2 protein-coding genes are annotated in these 22737 nt (G+C 72.0%); both read right to left on the bottom strand.

Annotated features, from left to right (window positions below; genetic code table 11):
• Positions 1 to 25 precede the first annotated feature (25 nt).
• Positions 26 to 21730, bottom strand: a complete 21705-nt coding sequence (locus tag DVK44_RS35545; protein WP_269439636.1) for a type I polyketide synthase — start codon at positions 21728 to 21730, stop codon at positions 26 to 28.
• Positions 21727 to 22716, bottom strand: a complete 990-nt coding sequence (locus DVK44_RS35530; protein WP_228447522.1) for an ACP S-malonyltransferase — start codon at positions 22714 to 22716, stop codon at positions 21727 to 21729. Before DVK44_RS35530 ends, DVK44_RS35545 begins: the two co-directional genes overlap by 4 nt.
• Between the last annotated feature and the right edge of the window lie 21 nt (positions 22717 to 22737).

Raw genomic sequence — 22737 nt, 5'->3', positions numbered from 1 at the left:
TGTCAGCTCCACAGTTTCCGCGTTGTCACGAATCGTCGTTTCCAGCGAGAGCGATCCGGACCAGATCGTCCACGTCGGCGGCCAACAGGGCTGCCTCATCGTCTTCTTGCTGCTGTTGTTCTTGTTGCTGTTGCTGTTGTTGCTGCTGCTGATCCTGATGCCGTTGATCTTGCGTGTTGTCGGCCAGACCGAGGACGAGATCCAGCAGACCCGCTTCTCGGAGCCTGGCCGGCGAGACGGACGCGATGGCCCTGCGGAGGGCCTTGTCGTCGTCCGACTCGCTGTCGCCGCCCAGCAGTTCGGTCAGGTGTCCGGCGAGTGCGGTGATCGAGGGATAGTCGAAGGCCAATGTGGCGGGCAGGACAAGACCGGTCGCCGCGGTGAGCTGATTACGCAGCTCCACCGCCGTCAGCGAGTCGAAGCCCAGCTCCTTGAACGCCTGCCCAACATCGATCCGGGTGGCGGCGCCGTGCCCCAGCACGGTGGCGACGTGTCCCCGAATGAACTCCTTGAGGAATCTGGGGCGTTCAATGGCTGCGAGAGCCGCCCACCGCCGGGCGAATCCGGATCCCGCAGCGTCGTCGGTGTCCGGTACGGCGGCCCCGGCGAGGGCCTGACCGACCTCGGGGATGTCGGACAGCAGCGCGCTTGCCCTGGCCACCGTGAACGCCGGAGCGAACTTCGACCAGTCCATGTCCGTGACGGTCATCCCGGACTCGTCGTCGCGCAGTATGCGCGCGAGGGCCGTGAGAGCGAGTTCCGGACGCATGGGCAGAACGCCCAACCTCCGCAGATACGCCCCCTGTTCCGGATTGTCGACGGCCATCCCCGCCTCGGCCCAGTTGCCCCACGCGATCGCGGTGCCCGGCCGCCCGTGCGCCCGGCGGTGCGCCGCCAGGGCGTCCAGATAGGCGTTCCCGGCGGCGTAGGCGGACTGGCCACCACTGCCCCATGCCGAGGCGCCCGAGGAGAACAGCACGAACGCGTCCAGATCCATGTCACGCGTCAGCTCATCGAGGTGTGTGGCGCCGGCCACCTTGGCCCGCAGTTCCGCCTCCACCTGGCCCGGTGTCACCTCATCGATCTCCACGACCCCGTGGCTCACTCCGGCGGCGTGCACCACCGTGGTCAGCGGAACGTCCCCGGGGATGCCGTCGATCACAGCGGCGAGCGCGCTCCGATCCGTCACGTCGCAGGCGGCGACGGTGACCCGCGCGCCCAGTGCCTCCAGTTCTGCGCACAGCCGCTGGGCGCCCGTCGCGTCCGGGCCACGCCTGCTCAGCAGGACGACGTGTTCGGCGCCGCGCTCGACCGCCCACCGGGCGACGAACGCACCGAGCCCGCCCGTGCCGCCGGTGATCAGTACGGTGCCGCCCACCGACCAGGGCACCGCTCCGGAGGGCCCCGCGCCGGAGCCGCCGCTCGGCGCGTGCACAAGCCGTCGGCCGAACACCTCACCGTCCCGCACCGCGAGCTGGTCCTCGCCCGAGGCCCCGGGCTCCGCGGATGCGGACCGTACCGACACTTCCGACAGAATCGAAGTGAGCCGTCGCGTCGCCCGGTCGTCGAGCGTCCCGGGCAGGTCCACCACACCGCCCCACTGCCGCGGCCTCTCCAGCGCGGCCACCCGGGCGACGCCCCAGGTACCGGCCTGCCAGGGGCTGGTCACGGGGTCCTGCCGCCCGACCGACACCGCACCGCGGGTCACCGCCCACACGGGCGCCTCGTTCCCGGCGTCGCCGAGCGCCTGGAGCAGTGTCAGCGTCGGGACCACACCGGGTGGGGTCGCGCCCGGCCCGGATTCACCGCGCTCACCGCGCTCACCGCGCTCGCCGGACCCGGTCGTCGCCAGCAGGGACAGCACACCGGCGAAGTCCCCATCGGGCAGGCGTGCGGCGAGCGCCGCGCGGTCCGCGCCGTCGTCCGTCAGCTCCAGTACGTGGGCATCCGGGCCCATCGCGGCCACCACCTGCGCCGCCCAGTCATCCGCGTCGACGGCACTGGCACTGGCACTGGCACTGGCACTGGCACTGGGCACAACGACCAGCCAGGGGGACGTCACCTCCGCGGAGGAGAAGCCGTCCAGCTTCTTCCAAAGCTCGCGATAGCGCCAGCTGTCCACGGTCCGGTCGTCACGGTTCCGGTCGCGCCACGAGGACAGCGCGGGCAGCAGCGGGGACACGACAGCGCTGTCGAGCCCCAGCGACTCCGCGAGCGCCCCCACGTCCTGCCGCTCGACGGACGCCCAGAACTCCGCGTCCTCCGTGTCCCGCACGGCGGGGGCCGTGGTCTCCGCCGCCTCGACCCAGTACCGCTCGCGCTGGAAGGCGTAGGTCGGCAGATCCACCCACCGGTCCCCGTCAACGTCGGCACCGGCACCGGCACCGGCACCGGATCCGGTGAAGAGCGCATGCCTGTTCATGGGAACACCCCGGACGTACAGCCTCGCGGCTCCGGCGGCCAGGGCGGTGTCCTCGGGCTGGTCGTCGCCGCGCAGCAGAGGTACGGCGGCGACGGCCTCATCGGTGGCGGTGTGCTGTGCCATCGCGGCCAGAGCCCCGTTCGGCCCCGCCTCGATCAACGTCCGTACACCGAGCGCCTCCAACCGCCGTACGCCATCGGCGAACCGGACTGTCTCCCGCACCTGACGCACCCAGTACGCCGGAACGCAGAACTCCTCCGCGTCCACCACCTCACCGGTCAGCGTCGACACCACCGCGATCCCCGGCGCATGCCAGACCAGCGACTTCAACACCTGCTCGAACTCGTCGAGCATCGGCTCCATCAACGACGAGTGGAAAGCATGCGACACCCGCAGCCGACTCGTCCGCCGACCACGACCCGCGAACTCCCCAGCGATTCGGGTGACTTCATCCTCGTCACCGGCCAGAACCAATGACCCGGGCGAGTTGATCACCGCGATCGACACCCGCTCCGAGAGCAGCCCGGCCATCTCGTCCTCGCCGGCCTCCACCGCCACCATCGCCCCACCGGTCGGCAGCGCCTGCATCAGCCGGCCGCGTGCCGACACCAGACGACACGCGTCCGCCAACGACAGCACGCCCGACACATGCGCGGCAGCGATCTCACCGACGGAGTGGCCCAACAGGTAGTCCGGAGTCACTCCCCACGACTCCAGCACCCGGAACAGCGCCACCTCCACCGCGAACAAAGCAGGCTGCGCCCACCCCGTCTGCTCCAGCAGCTCCGGATCCTCACCCCACATGACCTCGGTCAGCGGCCGGTCCAGCTGCGGATCCAACTCCGCCAGGACCACGTCCAGCGCCTCAGCGAACACCGCCGACGACGCGTACAACCGGCGCCCCATACCCAGCCGCTGCGCACCCTGGCCGCTGAACAGCACACCCACACCGGCTCCGGATCCCGCCCGGGCATGGCCTTGGAACGCCTGTGCACTGGGCGTACCCTCCGCTACCGCGCGAAGCCCGGCGAGCAGGGTGTCGCGGTCCGTGCCCAAGACGACCGTACGGTGATCGAACCGGGACCGGGTCGTCGCCAGCGACCGGGCCACGTCCCGCGTTTCGAGCGTGGGGTCGGCCGCCGCCCGGTCCAGCAAGCGCGCCGCCTGGGCCCGTACCGCTTCGGCCGTCTTCCCCGACAGTGCCCACGGCACCACGCCTCGGGACGCACCATCAGCCACGCCCTCGACCGGCCCGGCAGCAGGCTCAGGGGCTTCCAGGATGACATGCGCGTTGGTGCCGGACACGCCGAAGGACGACACACCCGCCCGACGCGGCCGATCCGACTCCGGCCACGGAGTGGTGTCCGTGAGGAGACGCACCATGCCTTCGGACCAGTCGACCTTCGACGACGGAGCGTCCACATGCAGCGTCCTCGGCAGCACACCGTGCCGCATCGCCAACACCATCTTGATCACACCCGCGACACCCGCCGCAGCCTGCGTATGACCAATGTTCGACTTCAGGGACCCGAGCCACAACGGCCGTTCCTCCGAACGACCTTGACCGTACGTCGCGATCAGCGCCTGCGCCTCGATCGGATCACCCAGCACCGTCCCCGTACCGTGCGCCTCCACCGCGTCCACATCCGCCGCCGACAACCCCGCACCCGCCAGCGCCTGCCGGATCACCCGCTGCTGCGCAGGACCGTTCGGCGCCGTCAGACCGTTCGACGCACCGTCCTGGTTGACAGCGCTCGACCGTACGACCGCCAGCACCCGGCGGCCTTCCCGCCGCGCGTCCGACAGCCGCTGCACCACCAGCACACCCGCACCCTCGGACCACCCCGTGCCATCAGCACCGTCCGCGAACGCCTTGCACCGGCCATCGGCCGACAAGCCGCCCTGCTGGGAGAACCCGACGAAGGTGTCCGGGGTCGCGATGACGGTGACACCGCCCGCGAGGGCCATCGTGCACTCCCCGGACCGCAGCGCCTGCGCGGCCAGATGCAGCGCCACCAGCGACGACGAACACGCCGTGTCCACCGTCACCGCAGGACCGTGCAGCCCCAGCGTGTACGCCACCCGGCCCGAGACAACGCTCCCGGAACCACCGGTGATCAGATGCCCGGCCAGGTCCCCGTCGGCCCGGGACGCCAGCTCGGTGTACCCGGACGGGAAGGCACCGACGAAAACCCCGGCCGCTGTGCCCGCCATCGACGCCGGGTCGATGCCGGCGTGTTCCAGCGCCTCCCAGGACGTCTCCAGCAGCAGCCGCTGCTGCGGATCCATGGCGATCGCCTCACGCGGCGAGATCCCGAAGAACCCCGCGTCGAAATCACCGACTCCGTCCAGGAAGCCGCCCCTCGCGGTGGCCGAAGCCCCGGAGCCCAGCAGCTCGTCCAGGTCCCAGCCCCGGTCGGTCGGGAAGCCCGCGACGGCGTCCTCGCCGTCTGCCAGCAGCCGCCAGAGTCCGTCGGGGTCCGCCACGTCCCCCGGGAACCGGCAGGCCATGCCGACGATCACGATCGGGTCGTCGGTCACCGATACCACCGGCGGCGGTGTGCCCACGGCATCGGCCGGGGTCCGTGTCTCACCGAGCAGCTCGGCGAGACGGTCCGCGAGATGCTCGGCCAGCAGTGTGATGGTGGGGTAGTCGAACACCAGGGTCGCGGGCAGGGCCAGCCCGGTCGCCGCCGCCACCTCGTTGCGCAGCTCGACGGCGGTCAGCGAGTCGAAGCCGAGGAGCTTGAAAGCCTCGTCGGCGTCGATGTGATCGGGCGACCGGTGCCCGAGCACCGCCGCGACATGGCCGCGCAGCAGTCCGTGCAGGAAGCGGGGGCGTTCCTCGGCGGGCAGTGCGGACCAGCGCCGTGCGAAGCCGCCGGGCCGCTGCCGCGCCTCCCCGGCGGCGCGGCGCACCACACCGCCGACGAGGGAGCGCAGGACGGTCGGCACCTCGCCCTGTGCGCGCAGGGCGGCCGTGTCGAGCCGGGTCAGGCCCAGAACGGCGTCGTCACTACTGAGCGCCTGGTCGAAGAGGTCGAGGCCCTGCTCCACGGTGAGCAGCGGCATCCCCGCGCGGGCCATGCGCCGCAGGTCGACGTCCGTCAGTGTCCCGGTCAGTCCGACCTCGGGCGTCCAAGCTCCCCACGCCATCGACACGCCCGGAAGCCCGGCCTGCCGGCGCCACTGCGCCAGTGTGTCGGCGAATACGTTCCCCGCCGCGTAGTTGCCCTGACCAGGCCCGCCCAGCAGCCCCGCCAGGGACGAGAACACCACGAAGAACGACAGGTCCATGCCCTGGGTCAGCTCGTGCAGATGCCACGACGCGTCCACCTTCGGGCGCAGCACCCGGCTCACCCGCTCGCCGGTGAGCGAGCCGATGACACCGTCGTCCAGCACGCCCGCCGTGTGAACGATCCCCGAGACCGGGTGCTCCTCGGGCACGGCCGCCAGCATCGCGGCAAGGGCGTCCCGGTCGGACACGTCACAGGCCACGACCGTGACCCGCGCGCCCAGTGCGGTCAGCTCCTCGGTCAGCTCGGCGGCGCCCTCGGCGCGTTCACCGCGCCTACTCGCCAGCAGCAGGTGCCGCACGCCGTGGGCACGTACGAGATGACGAGCCGTCAGGCTGCCGAGACCGCCCAGGGCACCGGTGATCACGACCGTGCCGCGCACCGCGCCGGTCTCTCCGTCCCCGGCCGCGGCCGGGGCGGCAACCGGGGTACGGCGGATCAGGCGTGGCACCCTCATCTCTCCGTCGCGGAAGGCCACTTGGTCCTCCGCTGTCAGGACCGCGGCGGCCAGCGCCGGGAGATCCAAGGGCGCGTCCGGTGTCAGGTCGACAAGGGTGATCCGGTCGGGGTTCTCCGTCTGTGCCGAGCGGATGAGGCCCCAGACCGCCGCCGCGGGCAGATCGGTCACCGGGTCGTCCGCGCCGGTGGTCACCGCCGAGCGGGTGAGGACGGCCAACCGCGTTGCCGCGAAGCGCTGTTCACCGAGCCAGCGCTGTACTTCCTCCAGTGTCCGGACGGTGACCTCGTGCACGAGGCCGGGCGCCGGACGGGGGTGATGCGGTACGGCGAGAACCACCTGCCGCGGTACGGGGGCCCCGGCGGCCACCGCCGCGATCAGCGTGTCCAGATCCGTGGCCTCCCCACCCGGCCCCACCACGACCCAGCCGTCGGCGGAAGCGGAAGCAGAGGTGCTGCCGCCACTCACCGCGTCCAGAGCGGTCCACTGCGGAACGAGTATTACCGCGTCCTGGGGCGCGGCGGCGAAGTCGCCCTCCGGAATCGGGCGCAGCACCGCCGAGCCGATCGACAGCACCGGCGCACCGTCGCCGTCGACGATCGCGACGCTGTATTCGTCGTCGTGGATCCGGGTGAGACACACCCGTACGTGCGTCGCTCCCGTGGCCCGGAGCACCACATCGCCGAACGCGGCGGGCAGCAGCCCGGACTCGGCCGTCACCGCCTGCAACGCGGCGTCCAGCAGGGCCGGGTGCACACCGTACGCCCCGGCCCGGTCCGTCCGGCTCTCGGGCAGGGCCGCCTCGGCCCATATCCGGTCGCCCTGGGCCCAGGCCCGGGTGAGCGCCTGGAACACCGGCCCGCGCACCACGTCCGTACCGGACAGGCCGGTGCCGGTGTGCGCGTAGAGGCCGGAGAGGTCGATCTCCGTGGCGCCGCTCGGCGGCCATGGCGCCGCCGCTGCCAGCCCGGTGAAGTCCGCGTCGGAGGACGTGCGGGTGGTCAACAGCCCGGTGGCGTGCCTGGTCCAGTGCTCGCCTCCGTCGGGGCGGGCGTGGACGCTCACCGTCCAGCCCTCCTCGCACTCGGTGAGCGACACCCGAAGCCGGCAGCCACCACGTTCGGGTACGACCAGCGGTGCGGCCAGTTCCAGTTCGCGGAGGTGACCACAGCCGACGGAGTCGCCGGCGCGGACGGCCAGTTCGACGAACGCCGTCGGCGGGAGAACAGCATGGCCTCGCACCATGTGGTCCGCGAGCCACGGGTGGGTGCGTACGGAGATCCTGCCGGTGAACAGCAACCCGCCGGACTCCGGAAGCTCCACCATCGCGCTGAGCAAAGGGTGCTCGGCCGACGCCAGGCCCGCCGCCACCACATCACCGACCGTTGCCGGGGCATCCGGCCAGTACCGCTCGTGCTGGAACGCGTACGTCGGCAGCTCGACCCGACGGGCGTCAAGCCCGGCGAAGAGCCGCTCCCAGGCGACCGGCACACCCTGGACGAACAGCTCAGCAAGCGACGCGACCATACGACGCGAGCCACCCTCACCACGGCGCAGAGTCCCGACGGCAATGCCTTCGGCACCGGTGGCGTCCAGGGTCTCCTGGAGGGGCGTGGTGAGTACGGGATGCGGGCTGACCTCGACAAACGTGTGCCGGCCGGCCGCGATCAGCGCCTGGGTCGCCTCCTCGAAGCGGACCGTGTCGCGTAGATTGCGCACCCAGTACGCGGCATCCGCCGAGGTCGTGTCGAGGAGCTTGCCCGTGACGGAGGAGTACACCGGGAGGGATGCCGGTTCCGGATGAACTGCCGCAAGCTCCTCCAGCAGCCGGTCCCGGATCACATCCACCTGAACCGAGTGGGAGGCGTAATCCACCGGTATGACGCGTGCACGGACGCTGTCCGCCTCGCAGTCTGCCACCAGGTCGCGCAGCGCCTCGGCATCACCGGAAATCACCACGGATGAGGGGCCGTTCACCGCCGCCAGCGAGAGTCGGCCGTCCCACCGCTCGATCAGGGATGTGGCCCGCTCGGCGGACAGCGACACCGCCGCCATACCACCACCGCTACCCGCCAGCGTGTCGGCTATCGCGCGGCTCCGCAGAGCAACGACCCGCGCCCCGTCCGACAGCGACAGACCGCCCGCCACACAGAGGGCAGCGATTTCTCCCTGCGAATGGCCGACCACGGCGGCCGGCTCCACACCGCACGACCGCCACACCTTCGCGAGCGACACCATCACCGCCCACAGAACCGGCTGCACCACCTCCACCCGGTCCAGAGCGGATTCATCATCCAGCACATCCGACAACTTCCAGTCCACGAACGCGCCCAGGGCATCAGCACACTCGGACATCGCCTCCGCGAACACCGCTGACTCGTCCATCAGTTCCCGTGCCATACCGACCCACTGGGCCCCCTGGCCGGGGAACACGAACACCACGCCCGCCGAGTCCACGCCACCGGCCGCACGTCCCTGCGACACTCCTGCCGCAGGCTCACCGTCCGCCACGGCCCGCAGCCCGGACAGCAGTTCCTCGCGGTCACCGCCGGCCACCACCGCACGGTGGTCGAAGACCGCACGTGTCGTGGCCAACGACCACGCCACATCCGGCACAGCGACGCCGGGGGCGCCCTCCGCCCACTCCAGCAGGCGCACCGCCTGGCCACGCACCGCCTCGACCGATCTGCCGGACAGCACCCACGGCACCTCGGTTCCGGCGAGACCGGTCCCGCCTCCGGCCCCCGCCTCGATACCGGTGCCGAGGTCGGTCGCGGGCGCGTCCGTCGCGTACTCCGACTCCGTATCGGCTTCGAGAATGACGTGGGCGTTCGTCCCCGACACACCGAAGGACGACACCCCGGCCCGGCGCGGGCGCCCCGTCTCGGGCCATGGTGTGGCCTCGGTCAGCAGCCGGACATCCCCCTGGGACCAGTCCACCTTCGACGACGGCGCGTCCACATGCAGCGTCCTCGGCAGCACACCGTGCCGCATCGCCATGACCATCTTGATGATGCCCGCGACACCCGCCGCAGCCTGTGTATGACCGATATTCGACTTCAACGACCCCAGCCACAAAGGCCGATCGGCCGAACGGTCCTGGCCGTACGTCGCCAGCAGCGCCTGCGCCTCGATCGGGTCGCCCAGCACCGTCCCCGTACCATGCGCCTCCACCGCGTCCACACCCGCCGCCGACAACCCCGCACCCGCCAGCGCTTGCCGGATCACCCGCTGCTGCGCCGGGCCGTTGGGCGCCGTCAGACCGTTGGACGCACCGTCCTGGTTCACCGCACTCGACCGTACGACCGCCAGCACCCGGCGGCCCTCGCGGCGGGCGTCCGACAACCGCTGCACCACCAGCACACCCGCCCCCTCGGACCACCCCGTGCCATCGGCACCGTCCGCGAACGCCTTGCACCGGCCGTCCGCCGACAGGCCGCCCTGCTGGGTGAAGCCGACGAAGGTCTCGGGTGTCGCCATGACGGTCACACCACCGGCGAGCGCCATCGTGCACTCGCCCGACCGCAGCGCCTGAGCGGCCAGATGCAGCGCCACCAGCGACGACGAGCATGCTGTGTCCACTGTCAGTGCCGGGCCCTGAAGGCCGAGTACGTACGCGACCCGGCCCGAGGCGACGCTCGGTGAGCCCCCGGTCATGAGGTGGCCGGTCATGTCCTCGCCGGACCGGCCCGCCACCTGGGCGTATCCGGACTCGAAAGCGCCCACGAAGACACCGACCGGGCTGCCGGCCAGGGACGTCGGGTCAATACCGGCGTGTTCCAGCGCCTCCCACGATGCCTCCAGCAGCAGCCGCTGCTGCGGGTCGGTCGCCACCGCCTCACGTGGCGAGATCCCGAAGAACCCCGCGTCGAACTCCCCTACACCGGCGAGGAATCCGCCCTTCGCGGTGACGGAGGCGCCGGAGCCAGGGCCCGAGCCGAGCAGTTCGTCCAGGTCCCAGCCCCGGTCCTCCGGGAAGCCGGCCACGGCGTCCCGGCCGTCCGCGACCAGCCGCCACAACTGGTCGGGGCTCGACACCTCGCCGGGGTAACGGCATGCCATACCGACGATGACAACCGGGTCGTCGGTCGCCGGGAGGACGGCCGGCACGGCGCTGATGTCCTCGGCGCGCGGTGCGCCCAGGAGTTCGGCCACGTGGTCGGCGAGTGCGGTGATCGAGGGATAGTCGAAGGCCAATGTGGCGGGCAGGACAAGACCGGTCGCCGCGGTGAGCTGGTTGCGCAGCTCCACCGCCGTCAGCGAGTCGAAGCCCAGCTCCTTGAACGCCTGCCCAACATCGATCCGGGTGGCGGCGCCATGCCCCAGCACGGTGGTGACCTGCCCGTGGATCAGCTCGCGCAGGAAGCGCGTACGGTCGTCGGCCGGTATCCCGGCCCAGCGGTGGGCGAAGCCGTCGGTGTCGTGACGCCCGTCGCCGGCGCTCCGCCGGACCACGCGGCCGACGAGGGACCGCAGCACCAGGGGGACTTCGGGCTGGGCGCGCAGCGCCACGGTGTCCAGACGGGTCAGTCCCACGACCGGTTCACCGGCGCTCAGTGCCCGGTCGAAGAGGCCGAGTCCCTGCTCGATCGAGAGCGGTGGCATGCCCGACGCGTTCATCCGCCGCAGGTCGATGTCCGACAGGGCCGCGGTGAGACCGGCCTCGGGCGACCACGCGCCCCAGGCCAGCGAGATACCGGGCAGCCCGTTCTGACGGCGCGCCTGCATGACCGCGTCCGCGAAGACGTTCGCAGCCGCGTAGTTGCCCTGCCCCGGCCCGCCGAACAGGCCGGCCAGGGACGAGAAGACGACGAACAGCGACAGATCGAGGCCCAGGTCGCGGGTCAGCTCATGGAGATGCCAGGTCGCGTCGGCCTTCGGCGCGAGGACGGAGCCCAGCCGCTCCGGGGTCAGTGTGCCGATGATCCCGTCGTTCACCACACCGGCGGTGTGGACGACGCCCGCCACCGGGTGCGTGGCCAGCAGCGCCGCCAGCGCGTCGCGGTCGGAGACGTCGCAGGCCACCACGGTGGCCCGGGCGCCCAGCCCGGACAGGGTCGCGACCAGTTCGGCCGCGCCTTCGGCCCGCTCGCCGCGGCGGCTGACCAGCAGCAGGTCCCTGACCCCGTGGTGACGGACGAGGTGCTGGGCGAGCCGGCTGCCCAGGCCGCCCGTACCGCCGGTGATCAGGACCGCTCCGTTCGGCCCCGCGAGAGCGGCAGGCGTTGTGGGCGCTGTGGCCTCGGCGGTGGTGTGACGGACCAGTCGGGGGACGAGGACCGTGTCGCCGCGCAGGGCGACCTGAGGCTCGCCGGTCGCGTCCGCCCGGAGGACCAGGGTCAGGAGATCCTGGCCGGTTACGGCCGCGTCGTCGCGCAGGCCGTCCGGGGTGTTCAGGCCGTCCGGGGTGTTCCGGGCCTCCGGAGCATTGAGGGTCTCCGGGGCGTATCGGGTCTCCAGGTCGACCAGTGTGATCCGGTCGGGGTTTTCCGTCTGGGCCGAGCGGACCAGGCCCCAGACGGCGGCGGCGGGCAGGTCGGTCAGCGGGTCGTCCGGGCCTGTGGTGACCGCGGCCCGGGTCACCACGGTCAACCGGGCTTCTGCGTAACGCCGTTCCTCCAGCCAGTGCCGCAGCTGCGCCAGCGTCCACGCCGTGACGTCATGCGTCGCTCGGACGACCTCATGCGGCACGGAGTGGTGCGGCGGGACGAGTACCACGCGTCGCGGTACGGGCGTGCCCGCGTCGAGCGAGGCCGTCAGGGCGGGCATATCGGTGTGGTGGCCGCCCGTTCCCACCACGGTCCAGTCGTCGCCCGGCCGGACCAGTCCCGCCCCGGATGTACGCGGCAGCTCGGTCCATCGGGGGACGAGTACGGCCGTGTCGTCGGCCCCGTCCGTGATGTCGGTCTCCGACCAGGAGCGCGTCAGCACGGACCCGATCGACAGCACGGGCTCACCCGCGCCGTCCGTGACCGCGACACTGACCTCGTCGCGGCCCGTCCGGGTCAGGCAGGCACGTACCCGCGCCGCGCCGGAGGCCCGTAGCACGAGACCGGTGACGTGGAACGGCAGCCGCGTTCCCTCTCCCCCGCCGTCCTCCGCTCCGTCGCCCTCTCCGTCGAGCCCCCACTGCTTTCGCGGAGCGGCGAACGCCGCCGCCCGCAGGACTGCATCGAGCAGCGCCGGATGCATGCCGAACGCACCGGCCCGTTCCGTCTGGCTCTCGGGCAGCGCGACCTCGGCCCATACGCGCTGTCCCTGGGCCCAGGCCCGGGTCAGCCCCTGGAACACCGGCCCGTACGTCTCCTCGTGGCCCGCGCTCTCGGGTCCGGTGGTGTCTGTCCGCGCGATATCGACGACCGTAGCCCCGGCCGGCGGCCACTGCGGGCCCACCGCGTCGAACATGGTGTCATCGGTCGTGGACGGGGCCGCGCTCAGTACGCCCGTGGCATGCCGGGTCCACACCTCACCGCCGTCTGGGCGGGAGTGGATCGTGACCGTCCAGCCGCGCTCCTGCTCGGTCAGGGAGACCTGGAGTCCGCGCCCGCCCTCGGCGGGAATCATCAGCGGTGTCTCCAGGGTCAGTTCGCTCAGCTGCTCGCACCCGACTGTGTCGCCCGCACGGACCGCCAGCTCCATGAAGCCGGTCATGGGAAAGACCGCTTGTCCCCGCACCACATGGTCGGCCAGCCAGGGGTGCGAGAGCAGCGACACCCTGCCCGTGAACAGTGTGCCGCCGGAGTCGGGCAGAGAGACCGTCGCGCCCAGGAAGGGGTGTTCGGCCGGTGTGAGCCCCGCGCCCAGCACATTGCCGACCGCCGCCGGGCCGTCGGGCCAGTACCGCTGCCGCTGGAAGGCGTACGTCGGCAGATCGATGCGCCGGGCCCCCGCGAAGAACGGCGCCCAGTCGAGCGGGACGCCCTGGACGAACAGCCGGGCCGCCGCCGTGACCAGGGCGGTGTCCTCGGGCTGGTCGTCGCCGCGCAGCAGTGCGACGGCGGTGACGGCCTCGGTGCAGGTCTGCTGTGCCATCGCGGCCAGTACCCCGACCGGCCCCGCCTCGATCAGCGTCCGTACGCCGAGCGCCTCCAACCGCCGTACGCCATCGGCAAACCGGACCGTCTCCCGCACCTGACGCACCCAGTACGCCGGAGAGCAGAGCAGCTCCGCGGAAGCCACCTCACCGGTCAGCGTCGACACCAGGGGGATCCGCGGGAGTCCCCACGTCAGAGAGGCCAATACCCGCTCGAAGTCATCGAGCATCGGTTCCATCAACGACGAGTGGAAAGCATGCGACACCCGCAGACGACTCGTCCGCCGACCACGCCCCGCAAACTCCCCCGCAATGCACGCAACTTCATCCTCATCACCCGCAAGCACCAACGACTCGGGCGAGTTGATCACCGCAATCGACACCCGCGAGGAGAGCAGCCCGGCGACCTCGTCCTCGCCGGCCTCCACCGCCACCATCGCCCCACCGGTCGGCAGCTCCTGCATCAACCGCCCACGCGCCGCCACCAGACGACACGCATCCGCCAACGACAGCACACCCGACACATGCGCGGCAGCGATCTCACCCACCGAATGGCCCAGCAAATAGTCCGGGGTCACCCCCCACGACTCCACCACCCGGAACAGCGCCACCTCCACCGCGAACAACGCAGGCTGCGCCCACCCCGTACCCTCCAACAACCCTGGATCCTCACCCCACATGACATCAGTCAGCGGCCGGTCCAGCTGCGGATCCAACTCCGCCAGGACCACGTCCAGCGCCTCAGCGAACACCGCCGACGACGCATACAACCGCCGCCCCATACCCAACCGCTGAGCACCCTGGCCACTGAACAGCACACCCACGCCCGAGGTGGCCCCGGCGGGCTGCCCCTGGAGCGTCGGTTCTCCCGCCGCGCAGGCGCGCAGCCCGGCGAGCAGGGTGTCCCGGTCGGCGCCGACAAGCGCCGCGCGGTGGTCGAGCGGGGACCTGGTCGTCGCGAGCGACCAGCCCATGTCCCGCAGATCGACGGTGGGCCGGGCCTCCGTCCACTCCAGCAGGCGTGCCGCCTGGGCCCGTACCGCTTCGGCCGTTTTCCCGGAGAGCACCCACGGCACCGCACTGCCGCTCTGGCCGTCGGCGGCCGGGCCGTCGACGGACTCAACCGGCGCGGCGACGGGCTCGGGGGCTTCCAGGATGACATGCGCGTTGGTGCCGGACACCCCGAAGGACGACACACCAGCACGGCGCGGACGATCCGACTCCGGCCATGGAGCCGCCTCGGTCAGCAGCCGTACATCCCCCTGGGACCAGTCGATCCGCGACGAGGGCTCGTCCACATGCAGCGTCCTCGGCAGCACACCGTGCCGCATCGCCATGACCATCTTGATCACGCCCGCGACACCCGCCGCGGCCTGCGTATGACCGATGTTCGACTTCAGGGACCCCAGCCACAACGGCCGTTCCTCCGAACGACCTTGACCGTACGTCGCGATCAGCGCCTGCGCCTCGATCGGATCACCCAGCACCGTCCCCGTACCGTGCGCCTCCACCGCGTCCACATCCGCCGCCGACAACCCCGCACCCGCCAGCGCCTGCCGGATCACCCGCTGCTGCGCAGGACCGTTCGGCGCCGTCAGACCGTTCGACGCACCGTCCTGGTTGACAGCGCTCGACCGTACGACCGCCAGCACCTGACGGCCCGCACGTCGCGCGTCCGACAGACGCTGCACCACCAGCACACCCGCGCCCTCGGACCACGCCGTGCCATCGGCACCGTCCGCGAACGCCTTGCACCGGCCGTCGCTCGCCAGTCCGCCCTGCACCGAGAATCCGACAAACGCCTCGGCCGTCGCCATGACCGTCACACCGCCGGTGAGGGCCATCGAGCACTCGCCCGACCGCACCGCCTGTACGGCCAGATGCAGCGCCACCAGCGACGACGAACACGCCGTGTCCACCGTCACCGCCGGGCCGCGCAGGCCCAGTGTGTATGCCACGCGCCCGGACAGGACACTCTGGGAACCGCCGGTGACGAGGTGTCCCGCCATGTCCTCGCCCGATCGGGCCGCCACTTCGGCGTAGCCCGAGGGAATCGCGCCGATGAACACGCCGACGGGGTCGTCGGCCAGGGAGGCCGGGGCGATCCCGGCGTGTTCCAGCGCCTCCCAGGACGTCTCCAGCAGCAGCCGCTGCTGCGGGTCCATGGCGATCGCCTCACGCGGCGAGATCCCGAAGAACCCCGCGTCGAACTCCCCCGCGTCGTGCAGGAATCCGCCCTCGGCGGTGACCGAGGCGTGGGGGCCCGTGCCGTACAGCTCGGCCAGGTCCCAGCCCCGGTCGGTGGGGAAGCCCGTGATGGCGTCCTGTCCCTCCGTGACCAGGCCCCACAGCTCCTCGGGGCTCGCCACCCCGCCGGGCAGCCGGCACGCCATCCCGACGATCACGATCGGGTCGTTGTCGACCGGCGCCGGTCGCGGTGACACCGGGTGTCCTGCCGTGTCCCCCGCCGGGGCGGTGGTGCTGTCGAGCAGTTCGGTGAGGTGACCGGCGAGTCCCGTGATCGTGGGGTAGTCGAAGACGAGGGTGGTGGGCAGGCTGAGCGCGGTCGCGGCGGCGAGGCGGTTACGCAGCTCCACCGCCGTGAGCGAGTCGAAGCCCAGCTCCTTGAATGCCTGGCCGACATCGGCACGGTCCGGTGAGCTGTGTCCCAGTACGGCCGCGACATGGCCACCGATCAGATCGTGCAGGAAGCGCGGGCGCTCCCCCGCCGGTGTCCCGGCCCATCGGCGCCCGAAGTCCGTGAGGGCGGTCTCGTCCGTACCGGACGCGCTGTCGCCGGCCAGGGCTTCGGCGACCTCGGGAAGGTCCGACAGCAGCGGACTGGGACGGGCCGCCGTGAACGCGGGGGCGAACCGGGCCCAGTCCATGTCCGAGACCGTCAGGGTCGTGTCGTCGTCGTTGAGAGCGCGCTGAAGGGCCGCGAGAGCCTGCGTCGGCCGTAGCGGCAGCACGCCCAACCGCCGCAGATAGGCGCTCTGTTCAGGGGTGTCGACGGACATGCCGGCTTCGGCCCAGGCTCCCCATGCCACCGACAGGGCCGTCTGCCCACGGGCCCGGCGGTGGGCCGCCAGGGCGTCAAGGGCTGCGTCGGCGGCGGCGCAGCCGGCCTGTCCGGCGCTTCCCCATGTCGCCGTGCCCGAGGAGAACAGCACGAAGGCGTCCAGTTCGAGGCCGTGGGTCAGCTCGTCCAGATGCTCGGCGCCGGTGACCTTGGCCCGTAGTTCGGCCGTGACATCGTCGGCTGTCACCGTGTCGAGATCCATCAGGGGCTGGCGTACGCACGCGGCGTGGACGACCACGCGCAGTGTGTCCCTGACGGAGTCCACGACACCGGAGAGCGCGTCGCGGTCGGCGACGTCGCAGGCCACGATGGTGACTCTGGCGCCCAGCCGCTCCAGCTCGGCGCGGGATGTCCCGGCGCCCTCGGCGTCCGGGCCGCTTCTGCTGAGCAGCACCACGTGTTCGGCACCGCGCTCGACCGCCCAGCGCGCGACGAACACGCCGAGACCGCCTGTGCCGCCGGTGATCAGGGTGGTTCCGCCGGTTCGCCAGAGGGCGGGGGCCGTGCCGGTCCGCGTCGCGGGCCGCGTCGATGCCCGGACCAGCCGTCGTCCGAACACACCGTTGTCCCGTACGGCGAGCTGGTCCTCGTCCCGTTCGCCCGTCAGCACCGATGCCAGTCGGCGCGCCGCCCGGTCGTCGAACGCCTCGGGCAGGTCCACCAGGCCGCCCCATCGCGCGGCCCGTTCCAGCGCGGCCACGCGGCCGAGGCCCCAGACGCCGCCCTGCCGGGGGCCGGTGAGCGGGTCGTGGCGTCCCACGGACACCGCGCCCCGGGTCACCGCCCAGACGGGTCCGTTGATCCCGGCGTCCCCGAGGGCCTGTACGAGGACGAGCGTCGACACCACCGGCTCGGGCTTTCCGAGCGCCAGAAGGGACAGGACACCGGCACAGGTGTGCCCCGAGAGTCGCGCGGCCAGTGCGGCACGGTCCTCGAAACCGTCGTACGTCACCGGTACGGCGCGGGGTCCCATCGCGGCCACTACGGCGGCCACCCACGGGTCTTCGTCCATGCCCGCCGGGACGACGACCAGCCACGGCTCGGACAGGACGGGGGCCGGGGCGCCCGGCCCGATGTCCAGCCGCTGCCAGGATTCCCGGTAACGCAGGGCGTCCACAGCCCTGTTGTCACGACCGCGGGCGCGCCACGACGACAGCGCGGGGACCACGGACGACACCGTGCCCGTGTCCAGCTCCAGCGCGTTGGCGACAGCGTGGACGTCCTGACGCTCCACGGAGTCCCAGAACTCCGCGTCCGCCGTGTCCTGCCGCGGCTGGGCGGGGCCCGTCGGCCGGACCTCGTCCATCCAGTACCGCTGGTGCTGGAACGCGTACGTCGGCAGCTCGACCCGACGGGCGTCAAGCCCGGCGAAGAGCCGCTCCCAGGCGACCGGCACACCCTGGACAAACAGCTCAGCAAGCGACGCCACCATACGACGCGAGCCACCCTCACCACGGCGCAGAGTCCCGACGGCAATGCCTTCGGTGCCGGTGGCGTGCAGGGTCTCCTGGAGCGGGGTGGTGAGTACCGGATGCGGGCTGACCTCGACGAATATGTGCCGGCCGTCCTCGATCAGCGCCTGGGTCGCCTCCTCGAACCGTACGGTATCCCGCAGATTACGCACCCAGTACGCGGCATCGGCCGACGCCGTGTCGAGGAGCTTTCCGGTGACGGAGGAGTACACCGGGAGGGACGCCGGTTCCGGATGAACTGCCGCAAGCTCCTCCAGCAACCGGTCCCGGATCACATCCACCTGAACCGAGTGGGAGGCGTAATCCACTGGAATGACGCGTGCACGGACGCTGTCCGCCTCGCATCCCGCCACCAGCTCCCGCAGCGCCTCGGCATCACCGGAAATCACCACGGACGAGGGGCCGTTCACCGCCGCCAGCGAGAGTCGACCGTCCCACCGCTCGATCAGGGATGTGGCCCGCTCGGCGGGCAACGACACCGCCGCCATACCACCACCACTACCCGCCAGCGTGTCCGCTATCGCACGGCTCCGCAGAGCGACAACCCGGGCCCCGTCCGACAGCGACAGACCACCCGCCACACAGAGAGCTGCGATTTCTCCCTGCGAATGGCCGACCACAGCCGCCGGCTCCACGCCGCATGACCGCCACAGCTTCGCGAGCGACACCATCACCGCCCACAGAACCGGCTGCACCACCTCCACCCGGCCCAGCGCGGTTTCATCACCCAGCACATCCCACAACGACCACTCCACAAAGGGGCGCAGCGCGTCCGCGCACTCCGCCATCCCCTCCGCGAAGACCTCCGACGCGTCCACCAACTCCCTTGCCATACCGACCCACTGGGCCCCCTGGCCGGGGAACACGAACACCACACCCGTCGGACCCACGCCACCGGTCGCGCGCCCCCGCGACACCCCCGGCGCGGGTTCGCCGTCCACCGCTGCCCGCAGCCCGGCGAGCAGCTCCGCGCGGTCACCGCCGGCCACCACCACTCGGTGGTCGAAGAGGGGCCGGGTCGTCACCAACGACCGCCCCACATCTGCCGGTTCGGCCTCGGGGTCCGCCTCGACGCGGTCCAGCAGGCGGGCGGCCTGCGCCCGTACCGCCTCGGCCGACCTCCCCGAGAGCACCCATGGCACCGTGCGCTCGGCGCCGGGCCAGGCGTGCCTGTGGGAGAGTGCGGCCGGTTCGCGGGTGCCGGTCTCGGCGGCGCCGTGGAGTGTGTGCCACTGCACGGGGACGCCGCGCACGTGCAGTTCGGCGAGCGCGGTCAGGAAGGCGGGCTCGCGCGTCGCGCGGAGTGACACCACGCCGCTCCCGGCGGGTCCCAGCGCCAGGACGGTCGGTACACCGGCCGTCCGCAGTGTTTCGAGACCGTCAGACCACGGCGCGGACCGGTGCAGCAGGCTCGCCCAGTGCTCGGGGGAGGTGATCTCCGCGTCCGTCATGAGCCGCCCGGCCAGCACCGGAATACGCGGGGCGGTGTACGCGAGTACCTCGGTGACCCAGCGCAGCTCCTCGACCACGTCCGCCAACTCGACTCCGGGTGTGGCGAGTTCAGCGGTCAGCCGGCCGCGTGCGACGACGAGTGCGGCGGCGTCGGCGAGGGTGAGCACCCCGGCCGCCTGTGCCGCGGTGATCTCGCCGGCGCCCTGTCCGATGACATGGCTGGGGGTGACTCCGAAGGATTCCAGCAGCCGGAACAGCGCGATCTCGACCGCGAAGGCGGCGGGCTGTGCCCATTGCGCGTCGGCCGGAGACTCTCCCGCGTATCCGTCCCCGCGCAGCATTGGTGCGAGGGGGCGGGGCAGGTGGACGTCCAGCTCCGCGCAGGCGGCGTCCAGTGCGTCGGCGAAGACCGGGAACCGTTCGTACAGCCCCGTTCCGAGGGCTGTTCCCGCCGTGGCCTCGGGGCCCTCTCCGAGCGGTCCGGCCGGGTGGCCGGTGAACAGGAAGGCGGTCCGTGTCCCGCCCGTACCGCTCGTACCGCCGCTTCCGTCGCCCGTGCCCGCGTCGCCGCTCGCACGCGCGACCGCTTGTGCGCGGATCACACCGGGGGCGTCCTCGCCTGCGGCCAGGGCGTTCAGGCCCCGGCGGAGTGCGTCGGTGTCCGACGCGATCACCGCGGCCCGGTGGGGCAGCCGGGTCGGGGTGGTCGCCGCCGTAAGGGCGTGGGCGTGTACGGAGGCGAGGTCCGCGTGGGCGAGGCTCTCGGCGCGGGTGCGCAGGGAGGCCGGGTCGGGGGCGGCGAGGAGCACCGGCGCGGTGAGGGCGCGGGGCGCCCGCGGGGTGGGTTCGGGGGCCTCCTCCAGGATGAGGTGCGCGTTGGTGCCGCTGAAGCCGAAGGCGGACACTCCCGCGCGGCGGGGGCGGTCGGCGCGCGGCCACGCGCGTGCGGAGCGGAGCAGTTCCACGGCGCCGGATGCCCAGTCCACCCGCGAGGACGGTGTGTCGGAGTGGAGGGTGCGCGGCATGACGCCGTGCCGCATCGCCATCACGGTCTTGATGACTCCGGCGACGCCCGCGGCGGCCTGGGTGTGGCCGATGTTGGTCTTGAGGGATCCCAGCCGCAGGGGTTCGGTCCTGTCCTGGCCGTACGTGGCGAGGAGGGCCTGTGCCTCGATGAGGTCGCCGAGGGTGGTGCCGGTGCCGTGTGCCTCGACGAGGTCGACGTCGGACGCGGTGACTCCGGCGTTGGCCAGTGCCTGGCGGATGACGCGTTGCTGTGCGCGTCCGCTCGGTGCGGTGAGGCCGTTGGTGGCGCCGTCGGAGTTGATGGCGGAGCCTCGCAGGACGGCGAGGACGGGGTGGCCGTGGCGTTGGGCGTCGGAGAGCCGTTCCAGGACGACCATGCCGGCGCCCTCGCCCCAGCCGGTGCCGTCGGCGTCGTCGCCGAACGCCTTGCAGCGGCCGTCGGCGGCCAGGCCGCGCTGGCGGCTGAAGGCGAGGAAGCCGCCCATGGTGGACATCACGGCGGCGCCGCCGGCCAGTGCGAGATCGCACTCGCCGCGGGTCAGGGAGCGGGCGGCGAGGTGCAGGGCGACCAGGGAGCCGGAGCAGGCGGTGTCGACGGTCAGCACGGGGCCTTCGAGGCCCATCGCGTAGGCGATACGGCCGGATCCGACGCTGGCCGCGTTGCCTGTGATCAGGTAGCCCTCGGCGCCGTCGCGGGCGTCGACGAGTTTTGGCCCGTACTCGTGGTCCTCCAGGCCCACGAACACACCGGTGGCGGTGCCCGCGAGGGAGGTGGGGTCGATGCCCGCCCGTTCGACGGCTTCCCACGAGACTTCGAGCAGCAGTCGCTGCTGCGGGTCCATGGCCTGGGCCTCGCGGGGGGAGACGGCGAAGAACTCCGCGTCGAAGTCGGCCGCTCCGGGAAGGAAGCCGCCGGAGAGTACGTAGGTCTTGCCGGCGCTGTCGGGGTCGCTGTCGAAGGATTCCGCCGTGTCCCAGCCCCGGTCGCCGGGGAAGTCGGTGATGGCGTCGGTCTCGTCCCGTACGAGCTGCCACAGGTCCTCGGGGGAGCCGACTCCGCCGGGGAACCGGCAGCCCATGCCGACCAGGACGATCGGGTCGTCGTGGCCGGCGGCCCGTTCGGGGCGGGCGGGGGCGGTGGTGGCGGGGTCGCCGAAGAGTTCGCGGGCGAGGAAGTCCGTGAGGTCGGCCGCGGTGGGCCGGTCGAAGGCCATGGACAGCGGGAGGGAGAGGCCCGTGGCGGCGGTGAGCCCGCGGTGCAGGTCGACGGCGGCGAGTGAGCCGAGGCCGAGGTCGGCGAAGCGCTGTGCCGGCTGGACGCGTTCGCCGTCGGGCAGCCGCAGGACCGTAGTCAACTCCCGTACGACCAGGTCCAGCAGCAGTTCGTCCGCGCGTTCGCGGGGTACGGCGTGCAGGTGGGCGAGCAGGTCCTCCGGTGTGCGCGGTCCGGGGGGCGTCGAGGGTATGGACGACGGGGCATCGCTGGTCATACGGTCTCTCCCACGGGGAACGACGACGGGCGGAGGGCCGACTTGGGGTCGGTCTTCACTACGTGGAGATGGCGGACGGTGCTGTCCAGCCGGGTGAACAGCGCGTCGGCGCCGGTGAAGTGGACGGTGTGCACGCCCCGGGCGACGAGGGTGCCGACGACCGCGCGCCAGTCGAAGGGCCGGTCGAAGGTGTCGAGCAGCATGGTGCGCATGGCCTCCGCCGTGTCCACGATCGAGCCGTCCTGGTCCTTGACCACGGTGATCCGGGGTGCGCGCAGGTCGGCACCGGCGAAGACGTCCTGTTCCATCGCGGTGCGCAGATCACCGAAGAGGGTGGAGTGGGCGGGCGGGCGCATGGTGTGCATGGAGTAGCCGCCGATGGAGCCGATCGCCTGTTTGAACGCGTCGAGGAGTGTTTCGCGGAGGGTGACCATGGCGAATCCCTGGTCGAGGTCGCCCGAGACTTCGAGCCGGTCGCCGCGCGCGTTCCACTCGGCCAGTAGTGCGGCGAGCGGTTCCGCGGGGACGCGGACGACGGTGTGCGTGACGATGTCGCTGTGGTGGGTGCGGAAGTACTCCCGTTCCCTGCGGGCGATCGCCGCGGTGAGCCGGATGCCCTCGGCGAGGTCCAGTGCGCCGCTGTACACGGCGGTGGGGCGGAGTCCGAAGCTCGGTCCGGCGCAGAACTGGGGCCGCGCGCCGCGTACGGTCTCGGCGCGCTCGGCCAGGGCGAGGGAGCTGATGAGGGAGGCGACCTGGGCGGATTCGGAGTAGTCGTCGTCCGCCGAGTCCCGGAAACGTTTCAGCAGGGAGTAGCCGAGCACCTCGTCCGCCACCCGTACCCGGGGGCGGGCGAACCGGTCCAGGACGAGGAACTTGCCCAGTGCGGCGAAGGTCGTCCCGGCCAGTCCCGGGAACACGACCGCGCTCTTCTGCTCGCCGCTTCGGGGCGCGCGGGGCACCGGGCGGTCGGTGGGGCGGGGCATGGCTTCTCCAGGAGCGGTGGT

The organism is Streptomyces paludis (assembly GCF_003344965.1).
GTDB classification, from domain to species: Bacteria; Actinomycetota; Actinomycetes; order Streptomycetales; family Streptomycetaceae; genus Streptomyces; species Streptomyces paludis.
Note: the sequence above shows the minus strand (reverse complement) of the source record. Positions and strands in the feature narration are given on the sequence as shown.

Excerpts from the sequence above, each read along its gene's own strand:
- DVK44_RS35545 (WP_269439636.1), bottom strand. The coding sequence starts at position 21,730 with ATGACCAGCGATGCCCCGTCGTCCATACCCTCGACGCCCCCCGGACCG.
- DVK44_RS35530 (WP_228447522.1), bottom strand. The coding sequence starts at position 22,716 with ATGCCCCGCCCCACCGACCGCCCGGTGCCCCGCGCGCCCCGAAGCGGC.